General features: G+C 55.6%; 12 protein-coding genes. 4 read left to right on the top strand and 8 right to left on the bottom strand.

Going from position 1 to position 17,153, the window contains the following annotated elements:
* The first annotated feature begins 119 nt into the window (after positions 1–119).
* Entirely contained in the window at positions 120–710 is a 591-nt protein-coding gene (locus V6575_RS18810) for a LysE family translocator (RefSeq protein WP_340276525.1), read from the top strand.
* Positions 711–735: 25 nt separating this feature from the next.
* Here the strand turns inward: V6575_RS18810 and V6575_RS18805 are convergent, their stop codons facing one another.
* The 4 genes from V6575_RS18805 to V6575_RS18790 form a co-directional block, all read right to left on the bottom strand.
* Complete coding sequence (locus V6575_RS18805) at positions 736–2,373, bottom strand: fumarate hydratase (RefSeq protein WP_340276523.1); 1,638 nt, start codon at positions 2,371–2,373, stop codon at positions 736–738.
* A 164-nt stretch (positions 2,374–2,537) separates the two neighbouring features.
* The gene (locus V6575_RS18800) at positions 2,538–3,107 is read right to left on the bottom strand and encodes a YceI family protein (RefSeq protein WP_340276521.1); all 570 of its coding nucleotides are present in this window, start codon (positions 3,105–3,107) and stop codon (positions 2,538–2,540) included.
* A gap of 27 nt (positions 3,108–3,134) precedes the next feature.
* Positions 3,135–3,719, bottom strand: a complete 585-nt coding sequence (locus tag V6575_RS18795) for a cytochrome b (protein ID WP_340276520.1) — start codon at positions 3,717–3,719, stop codon at positions 3,135–3,137.
* A 167-nt stretch (positions 3,720–3,886) separates the two neighbouring features.
* Positions 3,887–4,465: a YceI family protein gene (locus tag V6575_RS18790; protein WP_340276519.1), complete on the bottom strand. Its 579-nt coding sequence runs from the start codon at positions 4,463–4,465 to the stop codon at positions 3,887–3,889.
* A gap of 359 nt (positions 4,466–4,824) precedes the next feature.
* On the opposite strand from V6575_RS18790, the gene V6575_RS18785 reads away from it, so the two are divergent.
* Complete coding sequence (locus tag V6575_RS18785; RefSeq protein WP_340276517.1) at positions 4,825–5,547, top strand: glycerophosphodiester phosphodiesterase; 723 nt, start codon at positions 4,825–4,827, stop codon at positions 5,545–5,547.
* A gap of 99 nt (positions 5,548–5,646) precedes the next feature.
* On the opposite strand, the gene V6575_RS18780 is transcribed toward V6575_RS18785, so the two are convergent.
* Complete coding sequence (locus V6575_RS18780) at positions 5,647–7,104, bottom strand: NAD-dependent succinate-semialdehyde dehydrogenase (RefSeq protein WP_340276514.1); 1,458 nt, start codon at positions 7,102–7,104, stop codon at positions 5,647–5,649.
* A gap of 332 nt (positions 7,105–7,436) precedes the next feature.
* Here V6575_RS18780 and V6575_RS18775 point away from each other — a divergent pair, with 332 nt between their 5' ends.
* Together V6575_RS18775 and V6575_RS18770 are read left to right on the top strand one after the other, a co-directional pair.
* Complete coding sequence (locus V6575_RS18775) at positions 7,437–8,456, top strand: Ldh family oxidoreductase (RefSeq protein WP_340276513.1); 1,020 nt, start codon at positions 7,437–7,439, stop codon at positions 8,454–8,456.
* Positions 8,453–9,475, top strand: coding sequence for a YeiH family protein (locus V6575_RS18770; protein WP_340276512.1), 1,023 nt, complete (start codon positions 8,453–8,455; stop codon positions 9,473–9,475). The genes V6575_RS18775 and V6575_RS18770 overlap by 4 nt, the downstream gene beginning before the upstream one ends.
* A gap of 127 nt (positions 9,476–9,602) precedes the next feature.
* Here the strand turns inward: V6575_RS18770 and V6575_RS18765 are convergent, their stop codons facing one another.
* From V6575_RS18765 to folD, 3 genes are all read right to left on the bottom strand, one after another.
* Complete coding sequence (locus tag V6575_RS18765) at positions 9,603–13,955, bottom strand: translocation/assembly module TamB domain-containing protein (RefSeq protein ID WP_340276510.1); 4,353 nt, start codon at positions 13,953–13,955, stop codon at positions 9,603–9,605.
* 15 nt (positions 13,956–13,970) lie between these two features.
* A complete protein-coding gene (locus tag V6575_RS18760; protein WP_340276509.1) occupies positions 13,971–15,806 on the bottom strand; it encodes an autotransporter assembly complex protein TamA in 1,836 nt (611 codons plus the stop codon).
* Between the two features lie 426 nt (positions 15,807–16,232).
* Entirely contained in the window at positions 16,233–17,144 is a 912-nt protein-coding gene (gene folD, locus V6575_RS18755; RefSeq protein ID WP_340276507.1) for a bifunctional methylenetetrahydrofolate dehydrogenase/methenyltetrahydrofolate cyclohydrolase FolD, read from the bottom strand.
* Positions 17,145–17,153: the final 9 nt, after the last annotated feature.

Below are 17,153 nucleotides of genomic sequence, written 5' to 3'. Positions count from 1 at the left end.
CGCATCCAGTCGAACAGCCGCTCTTTCAGCAAGGCACTCGGAATGACAGGCAGGCTTCAGTCATCCCTTCGGAAACAGCTCTGCATTGACGCGCCAGATCGTGTCACCTACGAAATGGCATGCTGACTTTTAGCCTTGCTGTTTTCTTTCTGATCATTACACCCGGGCCCGGCGTTCTGTCCGTGGCCGGTGTCGGGTCTGCTTTCGGCTTCGCGCAAGGCGCGCGCTATATTGGCGGCTTGTGTGTTGGATCGAACCTTGTCGCCATTGCTGTGGTGACGGGATTGGCGACAGTCCTTTTGGCCAATGATAACCTGCGCTTGATCCTGCTGATCGCATCTGCGCTCTATCTGGTCTATCTAGCATCCAAGATCGCTTTCGCCGGCTCCAAAATTGTCTTTAAGGAAGCTGTGAAAGCGCCCGGATTTTGGGCTGGCGTGATCCTGCAGACCGTCAATCCGAAAGCCTATGCGGTGAACACAACACTACTGACCGGTTTTGCGTTCATGCCCGGACATCTGGCAACAGAGACAGCCCTCAAGTTTCTGATTCTGAACCTGATCTGGCTGCCCATCCATTTTGCCTGGCTCTATGCAGGCATGACCCTGCACCGGCTCAATTTGGCCCCCCACATCCAGCGCCGCGTGAACATCGCGATGGCCTTGTCGATGCTCATTGTGGTCGGGTTGGCGCTGATCGCCCCGAAGTGAGTGTGGCTCGATCAGCGCCAGGAAATCACCCCAAATTCAGTTCCTTGAAGAAGTCATTGCCCTTGTCGTCGATGATGATAAAGGCTGGAAAATCTTCGACTTCGATTTTCCAGACGGCTTCCATGCCAAGTTCTTCATATTCGACCACTTCAACCTTCTTGATGCAGTCCTGCGCCAGACGGGCGGCCGGGCCGCCAATTGAGCCGAGGTAAAAACCGCCGTGGGCCTGACAGGCGCGGCGGACTTGCGCTGAGCGATTTCCCTTGGCCAGCATCACCATGGACCCGCCTGCTGCCTGAAACTGGTCGACAAAGGCATCCATGCGCCCGGCGGTGGTCGGCCCGAAGGAGCCTGACGCCATGCCATCCGGTGTCTTGGCCGGGCCGGCGTAATAGACTGGGTGGTTCTTGATGTAATCGGGCAGGGGCTCGCCTGCCTCCAGCCGCTCGCGCAGCTTGGAATGCGCCGCATCGCGGGCAACAATCAAGGTACCTGTCAGGCTCAGGCGTGTCTTGATCGGGTGCCTCGTCAATTCGCCCAGGATCTCGGACATCGGCTTGCTGAGATCGATCTTGACCACATCGCCGCCCAGATGCTCATCGGTGACCTCTGGCAAATATTTCTCCGGATGCATTTCCAGCTGTTCCAGGAAAATGCCGTCCTTGGTGATCTTGCCGACCGCCTGACGGTCCGCCGAACAGGATACGGCCAGACCAATCGGCAGGGACGCCCCATGGCGCGGTAGGCGGATGACGCGCACATCGTGGCAGAAGTATTTGCCGCCGAACTGAGCGCCAACGCCAGTGTCCTGGGTCAGCTTGTGGATCTCGGCTTCCATTTCCAGATCGCGGAAAGCATGGCCCGCTTCCGAGCCTTGTGTCGGCAATCCGTCCAGATAGCGCGCAGATGCGTATTTCGCGGTTTTCAGGTTCATTTCGGCCGAAGTGCCGCCAATGACAATCGCCAGGTGGTACGGCGGGCAGGCCGCTGTACCGAGCGTCAGGATCTTTTCCTTCAGGAAGTCGATCATCCGGTCATGGGTCAAGAGGGACGGTGTGCCCTGAAACAGGAAGGTCTTGTTGGCTGAGCCGCCGCCCTTGGCCATGAACAGGAACTTGTAGGCATCTTCACCGTCCGCATAGAGCTCGATCTGGGCCGGCATGTTGCTGGCGGTGTTCTTCTCCTCGAACATGGAGATTGGTGCCAGTTGCGAATAGCGCAGGTTCTTCTTGAAATAGGCATCGCGCGCGCCTTCGCCGAGGGCTGCTTCATCCGACCCATCGGTCCAGATCCGGCGGCCCTTCTTGCCCATGATGATTGCCGTGCCCGTGTCCTGACACATGGGCAATACGCCGTGAGCGGCAATATTGGCGTTCTTCAACAGATCAAAAGCAACAAACTTGTCGTTCTGGGTGGCTTCGGGATCCTTGAGGATTTTTGTCAGCTGTTCCAGATGGCCAGGGCGCAGGAAGTGGTTGATGTCTTTGAAGGCTTCCTCAGCCAGCAGCCGCAGCCCCTCGCGCTCGACCACCAGCACGTCTTCGCCGTTGAAGCTTTCGGTGCGAACGAAATCCGAGCTCAGCTTGCGGTAGGGCGTGGTGTCGGTCCCTTGCGGAAAAAGCGGGCTGTGGTGATACTCGGGCGGCGTGACGGGAGCGTTCATAATCAGGCGTGTCTCTCTGGCTATGCCTTTGGGAAAGGCAGTTGCTGGATCGTTGTGATTTCCGTCCTTTTACGCGAAAACGGCCTGAAATGCCAAGGCTTCAACGCCGGGACTTCAGGCCGTCAATACGTGTAAACAGGGGAGGACCCTTAGCTGGTGTGCTGTTAGCGGGTCGCTTTCAGGTTCAGTGTAATGGCAACGCTTTCGCCAACTTGTGCAGGACTGACACTGGCTCCGACCTGATAGGCGATGCGCTCAACAGTTGCCGTGCCTTTGGCAACGGCTGTGTCGCCGTCAATGTCGAGTGTGAAATCAAGCGTTACTGGCTGGCTGATGTCGCGGATCGTCAGCGTGCCGGCGGCCTGATAGGCGTTGCCGCCAACAGATGTCACATTGTCTGAGCTGAATGTGGCGGCTGGAAATGCTTCAACGCTGAACCAGTCTGGCGAGGGCAACATACCGTCAAACTGCGAATTGCCGGTGGCGGCGCTGCCTGTGTCGATGGTGGCGGAGATGGTCGCCGCATCGATGTTGTCCGGGTCAAGGTTGATGTCGGCCGTCCAGCTGCCAAAGCTGCCGGTCAGGGCTGCATCGCCTTGTTGTACTTCAAAGCCGATGGAACTGGCGTCCTTGTCGACGGTCCAGCTGGCGGCGAACGTCGGAGCTGATGCAAGCGCGGCAGCAAGACCGAGGGCGAGAGCCGCGAAACTGCGGCGGAGTGTCGATAGCGTCATGTGATATTTGCCTCAGGAAGGGAGGTGTCAGACAGATCCGCGCGAGGGACCCGTCGAGATCATCCGTTTCAAAGTGGTGTCACGGGAAATGAAATGATGTTTCAGGGCCGCGCAGATATGGGCGAGCAAAAGGGCCATCAGGAACCATGCGGCATACTCATGGACTTCTTTTAAAATGCCTTCCGCCTGGGTTTTGTCCCCCAGAAAGGCTGGCACGTGTAGATGTGGCATGGGCAGCACATCAAACAGCACGGTCGGAATGTTCCACGGAGAGGCCGAAACCATCAGCCAACCGGACAAGGGCAGGGCGAAGAGCAAAACATAAAGCCCGATATGGCCGAGATGAGCTGCGAGCTTTTCAATGGACTTCATGCCCGCGGGAAGCTTTGGAGACGGATTGGATAAGCGCCAGACGATGCGCAGGGAGGCCAGAGCCAGCACGACAAAGCCGATGGATTTGTGCAGCTGATAGAGCTTGAACGTTTCCATATCTGTCGGCGGCAGGTCGGTCATGTAAATGCCCAGTGCCAGCATGCCAAAAATAAGCGCAGCCATCGTCCAGTGAAACAGGATAGCAATCAGGCCGTAGCCGGTAGAAGTATTGCGGATCATTTCGCTCTCCAAGCAACGGTTACGGCAACGATTGGATGTTTACCGGGCTTCGAATCATACCGTTTACATAGTTGAATATCGACCAGTGTATTTGGCGATTTCGTGTCACGGGAGATAAAATCGATCCCCGGAATTTCCGGGAACCGATTGAGTTGAAAGCGAAAGCCTTACTTTGCGGCTTCCAGAGTTTCTGCGTTGAACGTTACGGTGACATCATCGCCAACGTAGGGAGTGTACATGTCCATGCCGAAGTCAGACCGCTTGATTGTGGTTGTGACTGTGAAGCCTGCAGCAGGCTTCTTTGCCATTGGATGTTCGCCGATTGTGTTGACTGTTACGTCCAGAACTGTTGGCTTGGTGACGTCCTTGATGGTCAGGTCGCCGGTCACTTTGAGTGTCTTTTCGCCTGTCTTTTCAACACTGGTGCTCTTGAATGATGCTTTTGGGAACTTGGTAACATCAAAGAAGTCAGGGCCCTTCAGGTGTGTGTCGCGGGCAGCCCAGAATGTGTCGAGGGAGTCTACATCGATGACGAACTCAACGGAGGAGTTTGCTGGTGTATCCTGGTCGATCATCAGCGTTCCGGTCCACTCGCCGAAGCGGCCGTCTGTGATGGAATAGCCAAGGTGATTGTAAGAAAATGCAAGATTTGCATGGGACTTGTCGAAGTCATATGCAACTGGTTCAGCAAGGGCGGCACCTGTCAGAAGGGTCAAGGCCAGGGCGGAAGAAGCAAGACGGATCATTTAAAAACCTCAAATCGGGAGAGTAGCACGGCTCTCGGGATCGAGTGCCACGATCACATACATAGTGATGATCTTGAGTGAGACAATTTGACTGACTGTCTCCAGCGAGTGAACAATCAGATGCGCCTGTGTAATCTTCGTAACAAGGTCATCGCGATGCGAAGAGTTCAATATTTCTGGCGGGTTATGACGAGGAACCAACGAAACTGGCTCTCATGGGTTGATAGCGAGGTTGTGTCATCTGTAGATCACTCGAATCGTGTCACAGTTCATCAAACAGGTGCAAGTCTTGGATAAATTGGACCAACCCGCCTCTAAAAAGATGAAACCCCATCACAGATGCATTGAGGAGCTCTCACGTGCACACAGCAAGAATTGTATGCCATCGCGGTGCCAGCATGGCAGCCCCGGAAAACACATTGGCGTCCCTAGAAGGCGCGATCTCCATGGGGGCCTATGCCGTTGAGTTTGATATCCGGACCAGCAAGGACGAGGTGCTTTACGTCATGCATGACGAGACTGTGGATCGGACCACCAATGGGAAGGGCCGGTTTGCCGACCTGACATCTGCAGAAATTGATGCTCTTGATGCCGGAAGCTGGTTTGGGCCTGAGTTCGCAGGTCAAATGGTACCACGTCTCGATGTTTTTCTGGCTGCCTGCAAGGGCCGCATTGCCACCTATGCAGAGATCAAGACGGCAGATCCGGCGCGGGTTCGCGATATGCTGGCTGCGCATGGATTGCTGGCAGATGCCTGGACGTTTTCCTTTGATCAGAGCATTCGAGCCGAGACCCGCGCCAGGGTGCCTGATTTTCGGCGCATGGTGTTGTTCGAGCATGTCGGATCTGTAGAGCGAGCAACTGCACTTGGCGCGCATATCCTTGAATTCCAGGCAGACACGCTGACGGCTGAGCGGGTGGCTGAGGCCAAGGCTGCTGGTCTCGTAACGCAGGTTTTCTATGGTGGGTCTGATCGCACTGTGTTTGAAAACGCCGTGCGCAGCCAGGTTGAGCAGATGAACATCGATGACGTTGAACTGTTTCGCAGCGTTGAGGCTGAAATGCTGTCTCCGGCAAGCTGAGGCTATCAGGCAAGGGCATCCACAAAGCTCTCACCTATCAAACAAAAAAGCCCCGCCAAACATTCCGGCGGGGCTTTTTCGTGTCAGAGACAGGCCTGTTTACTGGCCAAGGCCACCAATGCAGGAATATTTGATGTTCAGGTAGTCGTCGAGGCCGTATTTGGAACCTTCGTTGCCCATGCCGCTGTCCTTGACGCCGCCGAAGGGGGCGACTTCGGTGGTGATAACGCCTTCGTTGACGCCGACGAGGCCGTATTCCAGAGCTTCCATGACCCGGAAAACCCGGCCCAGCTGCTGCGTATAGAAATAGCAGGCGAGGCCGTATTCGGTGTCGTTGGCCAGCTGGATGGCTTCTTCTTCGGTTTCAAATCTGAAGAGGGCTGCCAGCGGTCCGAAGGTTTCTTCCCGGGCGATCTTCATGTCTGAAGTTGCGCCGGTCACAATAGTCGGTTGGAAGAACGTGCCTGCAGTGCCTGCGCGCTCCCCGCCGCTGATCAAAGTTCCTCCCTTGGAGAGGGCGTCTTGCAGGTGATCGGTGATCTTGCTGATCGCCCGATCATCAATCACTGGGCCCTGAGTGCTGCCAGCACTCATTCCGTTGCCTGGAATAAGTTCGGCTTCCACAGTCTCTTTCAGCTTGGCAGCAAAAGCATCATAGATACCGGATTGCACGTAAATCCGGTTGGCACAGACACAGGTCTGACCGGAATTGCGGAACTTTGAGGCAATGGCTCCCGCAACAGCGGCATCCAGATCAGCATCATCGAAGACGATGAAAGGCGCATTGCCGCCAAGTTCCATCGAGATTTTTTTCATGTGACCTGCCGCATTGGAGGCGAGCAGCTTGCCGACGCGGGTCGACCCGGTGAAGGTCATCTTGCGCAGCTTCGGATTTTCGCACATTTCCGCGCCGATTACGGGCGCATCGCCGGTCAAGACGTTGATGACGCCAGTCGGGATTCCAACCTTTTCAGCCAGAACGCCATAGGCCAGCGCAGAGAACGGTGTCAGCTCGGACGGCTTGATCACCATGGTGCAGCCAGCAGCAAGGGCCGCACCCAGCTTGCGGGCAATCATGGAGTTCGGGAAGTTCCACGGTGTGATGGCACCGACAACGCCAACTGGTTCCTTGGTCACCATGATTTTCTTGCCGGCCCATGGGGATGGAATGATGTCGCCATAGACGCGGCGAGCTTCCTCGGCGAAGAAGCGGATGTAATTGGCTCCACCCGTTATTTCGCCTTTGGCTTCGGCAAGGGGCTTGCCCATTTCGGTCACCAAAAGCTCGGCCAGCGCATCGATGTTCGCCATGATTTCATCGGCGAGTTTTTGCATCAGGCCAGCGCGTTCTCCGGCAGTCTTGGCTTTCCAGGGGGCGAATGCTGCATGGGCTGCGTCAATCGCGCGCGCTGTCTCAGCTCGGCCGCAATTTGGCACCGTGCCAATGGTCTCGCCAGTCGCCGGGTTGATCACGTCAATGCTGTCTTTGCTGTCGGCAGCAGTCCAGGCGCCCGCAATAAAGACGGTTTCTTTCATGAAGGTTTTGTCGAAGCTCATAGATATTCTCCATCAAGGCCACGGGGCAGCCATCGTCAATGTGTCGGGTCATTGTGTCAGGGGAGGCGGTCAGCACTCTTGGATGATCGGTGCATTCCTGCCTGAACGGAATTTGTCGCCAGCAAACAACGTCAATTGGTTTGGGTCAAGCCGATCAATGGCATGACGCCGAATATATCTGAAAGGGCGGGTATTTTCGAAGATGTGAGCCCAGAGTAACAATCTTGCTGTAAGGCTCGAAATATCGAGTTAGCTTTGCTAAACAGAGTCTTGAATGTTCCTTCTCCTGCCTGCGTTTTCCCCATTCCTTCCTGCCTCAAGAAGTTTGAATCATGTCTTCCGTAACCATATCGCTTAGTCAGGCCTACGATCTCATCTTCACGGCCTTGACCGTCAACGGGGCCAGCGCTGAGAACGCTGCTTTCGTGGCGAAGGCTTTGCTACAGGCCGAAAGCTCCGGTCAGCCGGGGCATGGTTTGTCCCGGGTTCCCTCCTATGTCGCTCAAGTGCGCTCCGGCAAAGTCGATGGACTGGTTACGCCGACCCTCGAGAAGGTGACCAGTTCGCTGGTGCGGGTGGATGCTAGCTTTGGTTTTGCCTATCCGGCTATCGACTTGGCCCTGCGTACATTGCCAGACATGGCCGACAAGCAGGGCATCGCCATGGCCGCGATCCGACGCTCCCATCATTTTGGCCAGGGCGGAGCCCATTGCGAGGCGCTGGCGGAAAAGGGCTATGTGTCCTTCGTATTCGGGAATGCCCACAAGGCGATTGCACCCTGGGGCGGAAGCAAGCCGATGTTCGGAACCAATCCAATCGCTTTTGCAGCTCCAGTTCCCGGAAAGCCACCGCTGGTAATTGACCTTGCAATGTCCCGCGTCGCAAGGGGAAAGGTCATGGCCGCAGAAAAAGCTGGTACCTCGATCCCCGAAGGATGGGCGCTGGACAAGGATGGTAAATCCACGACGAACCCCACCGATGCTATTGCCGGAACCATGCTGCCGATTGGCGAGGCCAAGGGGGCCGCGCTGGCCATGATGATCGAAGTGATGTCGGCTGCCATCGTGGGGGCGGCCTTTGGATTCGAATCGTCCAGTCTCTTCACCGGGGAGGGCGATGCCCCCAATCTTGGTCAGGTGATATTGGTTCTCAATCCGAACATGACGTCCGCAGGCGCCTTCGGTGAACGTATGGTCACCTTGGTCGAGGCTGTTGAAGTGGAAGAAGGCGCGCGCCTGCCAGGCAGCCGCCGTCTTGCTTCTCGTGAAAAGGCAGAGCGGGAGGGAGTTTCAATCCCAACGCCGATCCTGAGAGAAGTTTGCCAATTGGCCGGGAAGGAAATGCCGATATGAGCATGAATTTAAAAAAACAGATCGACCGGGTCTTTGTCCTTTTACCGGGAATGCTTCTGTGTTTCACAATTGCTGCTGCAGCAGGGTTTCTTTCCGATCACTACGGCGGCCCAGTCATGCTGTTTGCGCTGCTGCTCGGCATTGCCTTTCATTTCCTGTCACAAGAAGGTCCTTGCATTCAGGGCATTGAGTTTACCGCGCGCAAACTCCTGCGTGTTGGTGTTGCGTTCCTGGGGGCGAGGGTGACACTGCAGCAGATCCAGTCACTGGGTATCGGCCCTGTGCTGCTGGTGATTTCCAGTGTTACGGCAACCATCTTGTTCGGCTGGGCCATTGCGCGCCTTCTAGGCCGAAGCAGAGATTTCGGAATCCTGACAGGCGGCGCTGTTGCGATTTGCGGCGCATCTGCAGCACTGGCCATTTCGTCCGCGCTGCCACAAACAAAAGAAGCTGAGCGCGATACGCTTTTCACCGTCATCGCGGTGACAACACTGTCAACTGTTGCAATGATTTCCTATCCGTTGATTTTCGGCCTGTTCGGGTTTTCCGATGCCGAGATCGGGATCCTTCTGGGATCAACCATTCATGATGTCGCTCAGGTGGTCGGAGCAGGCTATGCGGTGTCTGATGAGGCGGGAGATATCGCGACCTATGTCAAGCTGCTGCGGGTTGCCATGCTTCCGGTTGTCGTCATCATCCTGGCCTTCTCTTATGGCTATGCAGCGCGTAAAAATGGCACCGCACAGGTGACAGGCAAAGCGTCTTTCCCCTGGTTCGCCGTGGCCTTCGCGGCGCTGTTGCTTGTGAATTCCACCGGGATTATTCCGCCATTGGTACAGGAGGGACTGCAAGTGTCGTCTCGCTGGCTTCTGATTGCCGCGATTTCGGCCCTTGGGGTAAAGACATCCCTGCGGGCGATGGCTGCGCTCGGACCACGTCACATCGGTGTTATCGTTGCTGAAACCCTGTTCCTGGCGGGCATGGCCCTGGCCATCACGTTCTTTGTGCTCAAGGTTTAGAGCCTTCATTTGCCGTTTGGACGGACTGCATGTCGGTCAATTCAACCGGAACAGGCATTCCAGAAACATACGTGTCGTCTGTAACGATTGCAGTCCTGATGCCGCCATGATCGAAGCCCGGGCTGGTTCAGTAGTCTCTTTCGAAGAAGATCCCGGCCTTCGAGGATCCGTTGGCGCCGACTTCGCCGCGCAACTTCAAGCCCTTGTCCAGGTCAATGTCGACCCTGACCCGGCTTCCTGCTGAGTTGGTACCTTGCTCCACACCCAGATAGATATTGTCGTTGATGTACCGCCCGACACCAATGGTCGGCCCGTCTTCTCCCTGGGTGTTGATGTCGAGGGTGTCCAGTCCTAGAGATTTTCTGATCTGGGACAGCGGACCGTCACTGCCTCCACCGCTCAAGGTTCTGATTGCTCCTGCAAGTTCAGCAATTTGCCCTGGTGACAGTGATCCCATTTCGGTGCCGAAGAGCAGCAGGGCGAGCACTTCATCCTGAGGCAATTCGGGTGCAGACGAAAACGCGATGATCGGGTCATCTGCTTTTCCCGTGACGCTGATGCTGATCGTTGTGCCGTTAACGGTCGTCGTGGCCAGGAAATTGATCACCGGGGTCAGGTCACCGAAAAACGTTGCAGTTCCCTTTGAGAAGGCCAGCCGCCGTGTCAGGATGTCCATTTGCCCGCGCTTCAGATTAAAAGCACCAAGCGCCTGAGGGTCTTCTGTTGTGCCGCTAATGGTGAGGTCGCCGAAGAGTTCGGCATCAAGTCCGCGCCCACGGATGAATATCTTACCGGGCGCTGAGAGCTTGACGTTGAGTCGAGGTGGTAGACCAGATGTGTCCTGAGTGGCTTTATCCTGCTTGTCTGCGCCCAGCTCAGTCATTTGGGAGCGAATGGCTTTGGGTGCATTGATGTGCTGGACTGCGACGGCGGGAACCGCCCCCCCAAGTGATTCCGGGATTGAGATGTCAGCTTTCCGGATCTTGATCTCTCCAGACACCTGCGCTGCTTCAGAGGTACTGGACAACGGGCCAGTGATTGCGATGTCGGCATCGACGACCGCAGTGACGAGTCCAGGATCAATATAGCGCGCCTGTGTTGCAGTGGCCTTGATATTGGCGTCCAGAGTTGGGCCGAGTTTTACAGAACCGGATACTGCAACAGAACCACCGCTTGCCAGTTTCGCAGACAGGGAAGAGAGCGTGATGCCAGCTGGTGTAACGTCCACCGAACCGGTTACTTCCTGAAGCGTAACAGCGCTCGTCAGCTCGGTGATGGTGATACCCTTTGGCTTCGCGGTCAGGGAGTATTGAGGGTTAGAGAGTGTGCCGCCGACCGACCCGGAAATCGTGACTCCACCGCCAGCCCGAAGGCCTGCTTCGGTGAGTGGACGCCTTAGAAAGGACAGGGGTAGAGACCCATTGAGCGCCAGGTTCAGGGATTGCGGTCGTTCTATTCCGACCTTGCCTTCAGCCGTCAGCACCAGATCAGTTGGGCCGCTCAAAGTTGTCTTTTGTGTCACAAGACCAGAGTCTAATTTTCCGGTGCTGGCGACATTCAAGGTAGGTAGGCCTTTTTGCGACAAGGGCTTTGCCGTCAGACCGTTCGCCGACAGAGTCCAGTTTGCAACAGGCGCAATAGAGGAGCCGGTGACTCTTACTGTCCCGGACAAAAAACCTGCGACCCCGGCGTCGGGCACAAAGGCGTTGGCCAGCGCCAGCGGTACTTTGTTCAGGTTCGCGGTAAGATCTAATGCATCTCCGGCGCTGCCAGAGATGGACAGGCTACCGGAGCCAAGTGCTAAAGTCAGATTTTCGACGTTGGCAAGCCCATCCGCGTAGGTCAATTTGGCCGGTTCCCTGATTTGCGTCTTCAGGCCCTCATAAGTGCCGTCAAACGTATCAAGGCTAAGGGCGATCCGGTCAGGGAATTGCTCCAGGCGTCCCTTGGCAGTGAGGCCGTCCGGCTTGGCACTATCAGTCAGGCGGACGATCGTCTCAAAGTTGGTTTGCGTTCCGTTGTTGATGGCATCAAGTTTGACGCTCTGGATCGGAGTGCTGCCAGCCAAAATGCTGGAGGCGAGCACAGAAGTGTTGATCTGTGGTGTTTCAAATGGCGTGGCTATTGTTGCCTTGGCCGACAGGTCTCCGATATCCAGCCCATCAGTTGAAAGCGCGTTACCTTTGAGGTCAAGGCTAATGGTTTGGGTGCTGTTCTTGTCAGCCTTTGCAACGAGTTCGCCTTCTAGGCTGCCGCTGATTGGGCGCAGGACGAGCGGAGAGAGCGCGGCCAACGTCGGAGCATTAATGGTGAGATTGCCAGAAAGACTGTCGGGGGCTTTGGAGAGATCGGACAACAGGAACTGTCCGGAGATGCTGTTACCGTCAAGTTCCGCCTTGAGATTCTCAATCGTGGCCGCGCCATCCTTGCTGGACAGATCAGCCGTCAGGGTGAGAGGGGCTCCATTCAATGTTCCTGAGGATTCAATATGGCCTTGAGGTTCACTTGACGATGCAACGACATCTGCCGTCAGCTGAAAATCTTTTAGCGGCGTTCCGGACATGATGAGGTTTCCGGATGATAGCGCCGCGTTCACCTCTGCGGCCGTTAACGGGCCTTCAGCCGAAACGTCGAACTTCAGGCTTCCAGCGATTTCAGGATTGATCCGTGTCAGGTCTTGCAGGAGGCCGGTGAGTTCTGCCGAGATCGTATCGTCTTTAAGTGAGGCCTTGCCCGAAGTTTCAAGGCCTGATGCCTTGAGGGCCAGTGAGGTCAATTCAACGTTCTTTGGGCCGTCCACCATGATTGACGCAGTAAGGGTTGTCGTATCGTCGAGCAGTGCGTCCAGCTGTTCTGTGCCAAGCTGGATATTGCGACCGCTGGCGGTAATGTCGATGTTGGCTTTCTGCGGTTCGGACACGCCTTTTGCTTGAAATGTGACGGCAAGTGAGCCCCCGAGGGGCTTGTTTGCGAGATCAGAAAATGCCGAAAGGGTGCCGATGCCCATTTTGCCGCTGGCAGTGAAGTCCTCTGGTGAAAAGACCGAAGGCTCAAGGTCGAGCGTCACAGCTGATGTGGTCAGTTGTGCAGCTGCCAATTTGAGTTTTTCTGTCTCAGCTGAAACATCACCGGAAGCAGATATCTCTAGTGGCCCCGCAAAGGCCGCAAGTTTTTGGTCCGACGGATCAATGTCCGATACCGAAAACTTTAGGGCAAAGCCGCTGGACAGGCTTTCCGGTGTCAAATTCGTTTTCGAACCGGAAAAAGTCAGCTTTGTTTCGCCTATTTTGCCCTCTGTGGTGCCTAGGCTGTTGGCCAAGATGTTGATGTTCCAGGCCGCATCCGTCAGAAGGCCTGACAGGTTTACATCTGCTGAGAGAGGCCCAAACATGATGCGTCGGTCGGGCAAGTCGAGCGCAATCAGTCGATTATCATCTGCACTGACTTTCAAGGCGGCAGATGCGTTGATGGCTTGTTCCGCTCTGTTGAATGACCCGCGACCGGCGAACTGCAACGTCTGGGTCGCCAGATTGATGTCACCAGACAGGGGCATGAAATCCGGATCAAAATAGGCGGTGCCTGTGAGGTCCGTGGTGCCAATGAAGAATGCGGAAGCAATGTCAGGCATCAAGGGAGACAGGTTGCCATCCAGATCGAGCGCAAGTTTTCTGCCAATCGGGGCTTCGCTCAGGAGGGCCTTGCCTGTAACAGTTTCGCGTCCGTCCAGCGCAATCGCCAGATTGCTGGCCCAGTCAGTCAGCGGGCCATCTCCGATCAAAGTGACATCAAGAGCTGGCAGGTTCGGAACGTCAAGTAGCCGCGCCACAAGGCCGCCGCGCGGCTCATGGACGCTTAAATCAAATGCAAGTGTCTCGCTGGTCGGCTCAAAGCGGATGGCCGCGGAAATCGTTCCGTTGCTTTCATCTATCCGGGTTAGATCAAATTTGGCATTGATCTTCATCGGCGCGCTGTCGAGCGAGCCAGAGGCCGACAGTCCCAAAGTTACTTCTTCGCCAGCAATCGTAGGGCCAAGGACAAGAGAATCGATCTGCAATTTGCCAAGTTTACCGGGCAACATCGGGATGCCGCCATCTTTCGGGTCTTTGGTACTCTCTGTGGTGTTTTCGGTTGCCGAGGCCACGGGTGCGCGCAGGATTTCAATGCCCTTTGCTGTCAGCGCATCAATATTGATTGTGCCCGTCAAAAGCTGCGGCGGGGACCAGGCAAACTTGATGTCATGCCCCTTGAGCCAAACGCCTGTCTGGTCGGCAAGGCTGAAACCAGCGACCGAGGCATCAAGCGACCAGCCTATGGAAAGGTCTTCAACAGCGATGGTTTGATCTGGAGAAGATGCGAGGGAGCTGACCATGTTGGACACGAATGTCCGCCCTGCCGAGACCTGCAAAACTGCGATCATAAGAAACGGCAGCGCTACAACAGCAATGAAAAGCCAAAGCAGGCCTTTAAGAAGTCGTTTCAATTCTCATATCCGAGTTTAGAACGCTTGGCTGAGGCCGACGTAGAGCGCGAACTCCGGGTCGTCTTTTTCCGGATCCAGCGGGACTGCAGCATCAATGCGCAATGGTCCGATCGGGGTGAAGTATCTGATGCCAGCACCAACACCGATTTTGAGTGGTTTGGAAAGGTCCGGTGTGCTGTCCGCATAGGCGTTGCCAGCATCAACGAAGCCTACCATACCAATTGTATCCGTCATCCTTACCCTGATTTCGCCAGAGACCTCCAACAGACTGCGTCCGCCGGTGACTTGGCCATTCTTGCGAGGACCGACATTTCGATAAGCATAGCCTCGAATCGAGCCGCCGCCGCCTGCAATAAAGCGCTGGCTGGCCGGAATGTCTTCTATGCTTGGGCCCAATATGCTGCCGCCAGCTATCTTGCCTGCGAGAATGAAGCGCTTTGCCTCGTCCAGAGCAACATAGCTGGAGACGGTCGCCTTGATGAAAACCATGGCGTTGCTGTTGAGCGTATCATAGGCCGGTTCCAAGGAAGCTGCTGCGAAAATGCCTTTCGACGGGTTCAGTTTATTGTCTCGATTGTCGAAAGTCAGGTCAGCAGGCAGGCTCACCAGAAGATATTCATTCTCGCCAAAGACATCGTCTTCCTGGGAATAATACACTTTGGCACCGCCGCGCCCCGTCAGGTGCTCATTGAAGTCGTGCACGAGATAGGCGTCCAACGTCACAGAGCGGCTGGTATAGGCATCTGGCGCTTCCTGTTTGGCCCCCAGGCTGGTCGTAAATTTGGTCGTTGGCCCGAACACTCCCGGCTTTTCAAAGGCGATCCGTGTTGAATATTCCATGGCTTGCAGATCGGCATTGCCGATACGCCCGACCGAGCCCTCCAGAGACAGCAATTCGCCCTTTCCAAAGACATTTCTGCGACGCCAGTATCCCTCGACGCCAAAGCCCTCCGAGCTGGACCAGGTTGCCCCGGCTCCGATCACGTGCCGTTTGCGCTCCGATACCTCAATCATGATGGGCAACAGACCATCGGGACCTGAAACGTCACCCTCAATAAGTCGAACAGAGGAGAATATACCGAGTTCGTTTAGCCGTCCTCGGGCCTTATCCAGTTCTGCGGGAGAATAGACAGTGCCTTCCGGTATCATTGCTTGACGGGCAACAAAGGCAGGGTCCGTTATGTCGGCTCCGGACACGGTGACCGCACCGAACCGAGCTTTAAAACCGGTGTTCACATCCAGAGACACATCAAGTTTATTCGTTGCGTGATCTGCGACAATCTCCCGGTTTGTGATCTTGGCATTTGGATACCCGCGTGCGCGAAGCGTTTTAACAATGCGGCCTTCTGCGACCAGAATGTCTCCTGATTTGGCAGGCAATCCCGAAGAAAGTCCCCAGGATCCGGGGTCTTCCGACAAACTTGCTCCAGCTTTACCGGCGGCATTTATGTTGATGCGCCCGAAGGTGAATTGTGGGCCAGGAGTAACGTTGATGGCCACTTTCACAGGGCGCGCGCCTGGAATGTCTCCGGTCTCCAACGCTGTCTGCAGGCTTGTGCCATTGAAGTCGATCTTGACGGTGCCGCCGTAGTGGCCTGTGGTGTAGAGCCGCGCGACCAGGCGATCCAGATCCGTAAGCCCACGGGAGATTAGCCCGGAGCGCCCTGAGGGGCGCTGCTTTTCACGGGTAATCAGAAGCGAACTGGCTTCTAGCCCTGCGGTGAGATCATCTTCTCCTGAGACAGTTAAGGAAGCTGTATAGGCCAGTGGATCGGGAGCCGGATCGCTCTGGACTTCCTTTTCACCGAATAACGTCATTCCAAAAAGGTCAAAAGCACTCGCAGGCTGCATGGAAAGTGTCAGAGGGACACCTGATACGGCAAGCAGGGCAAGCGCAGAAACACCAAGTTTTAGATAAGATAAGGTATTGCCGCCAAAAGCAATTTTGGAGGAATGCTGAATTTTTTGCGCGCTGCTAATGTCTCTGCACGCTTGAGACGGTCGATACATCACTTACTGCCGCCTGTTAGACCAATCAGTTCAGACCTGCCTTCACTTGAAAACCATCTGGTAAACTTGGCGTTTCAGGATCAAAATTGAAACTCCAGCGCTATTCAAAGCTCAATGAACTCGGTGCGCTGCGTGGCCAATGGTTGATCCATCCCCTAAGGTTAATCATAGAGACTCTTGGTTAAAAGACCCTGACCTTTGATAGACCACGTAAAAGTTATGAAAACAACTCGCGTAGAGTTGGTGGCCTCACCAAGACAGCTATTTTCAGAACAGAGCAGTGTCTTCTGTCAGACCGAGCTGTCGGCGTGCAGCTGTCAATGTATTTGCCATCAGCATCGCGATTGTCATCGGGCCGACGCCACCGGGAACAGGCGTGATCGCGCCAGCGTGGCCAACGGCTTCTTGAAAGGCGACATCACCGACGAGACGTGTTTTTCCTTCGCCGCGCTCTGGTGCAGAAATGCGATTGATCCCGACATCAATAACGGTCGCGCCAGGTTTGATCCAGTTTCCACGTACCATTTCATGGCGCCCGACAGCCGCGATCACAATGTCAGCAGCCCGCACAACGGAGGGGAGGTCCTGAGTACGGCTATGGGCGATTGTCACCGTGCAGCTTTCCTGGAGCAGCAGGCTGGCCATCGGTTTGCCAACAATATTGGAACGGCCAATGACGACCGCGCTTTTGCCAGATAGCGCGTTGTCTAGGGTGCGTTTCAGCAGCACTATACTGCCAGCCGGCGTGCAAGGAACGAGTGCCGTATTCATTTCGCCACAGGTCAGCAGGCCAACGTTGATCGGGTGAAAACCGTCAACGTCTTTTTCCGGCCGGATCAAGCGCAATACCTTGCTTTCCTCAATGTGAGCGGGCAGTGGTAATTGCACTAAGATACCGTGGATTTCTGGATCTTCATTGAGGGAATTGACCAAGGCCAGCAGATCAAATTCGCTGGTATCAGCTGTCAAGGTGTGTTTGACCGAGTGAAAACCACAGGCTTCGGCAGTGGCTTCCTTATTGCGAACATAGACCTGGCTGGCGGCATCTTCGCCGACCAGCACAACCGCGAGTCCAGGGCGCACGCCGCTGGTTTTCAAGAGGGCCGCTGCGCGCGTTGCGATTTCATCGCGAACGGATATGGCAATCGCCTTGCCGTCGATAATGCGTGCCTGTGACATTGGCATTCC

This window comes from Roseibium algae, assembly GCF_037783265.1.
GTDB classification, from domain to species: domain Bacteria; phylum Pseudomonadota; class Alphaproteobacteria; order Rhizobiales; family Stappiaceae; genus Roseibium; species Roseibium algae.
Note: the sequence above shows the minus strand (reverse complement) of the source record. Positions and strands in the feature narration are given on the sequence as shown.

Bases quoted from the DNA above. Each gene is read 5' to 3' on its own strand.
- V6575_RS18810 (WP_340276525.1), top strand. From the start codon at position 120: ATGCTGACTTTTAGCCTTGCTGTTTTCTTTCTGATCATTACACCCGGG.
- V6575_RS18805 (WP_340276523.1), bottom strand. From the start codon at position 2,373: ATGAACGCTCCCGTCACGCCGCCCGAGTATCACCACAGCCCGCTTTTT.
- V6575_RS18800 (WP_340276521.1), bottom strand. From the start codon at position 3,107: ATGACGCTATCGACACTCCGCCGCAGTTTCGCGGCTCTCGCCCTCGGT.
- V6575_RS18795 (WP_340276520.1), bottom strand. From the start codon at position 3,719: ATGATCCGCAATACTTCTACCGGCTACGGCCTGATTGCTATCCTGTTT.
- V6575_RS18790 (WP_340276519.1), bottom strand. From the start codon at position 4,465: ATGATCCGTCTTGCTTCTTCCGCCCTGGCCTTGACCCTTCTGACAGGT.
- V6575_RS18780 (WP_340276514.1), bottom strand. From the start codon at position 7,104: ATGAGCTTCGACAAAACCTTCATGAAAGAAACCGTCTTTATTGCGGGC.
- V6575_RS18775 (WP_340276513.1), top strand. From the start codon at position 7,437: ATGTCTTCCGTAACCATATCGCTTAGTCAGGCCTACGATCTCATCTTC.
- V6575_RS18770 (WP_340276512.1), top strand. From the start codon at position 8,453: ATGAGCATGAATTTAAAAAAACAGATCGACCGGGTCTTTGTCCTTTTA.
- V6575_RS18760 (WP_340276509.1), bottom strand. From the start codon at position 15,806: ATGCAGCCTGCGAGTGCTTTTGACCTTTTTGGAATGACGTTATTCGGT.
- folD (WP_340276507.1), bottom strand. From the start codon at position 17,144: ATGTCACAGGCACGCATTATCGACGGCAAGGCGATTGCCATATCCGTT.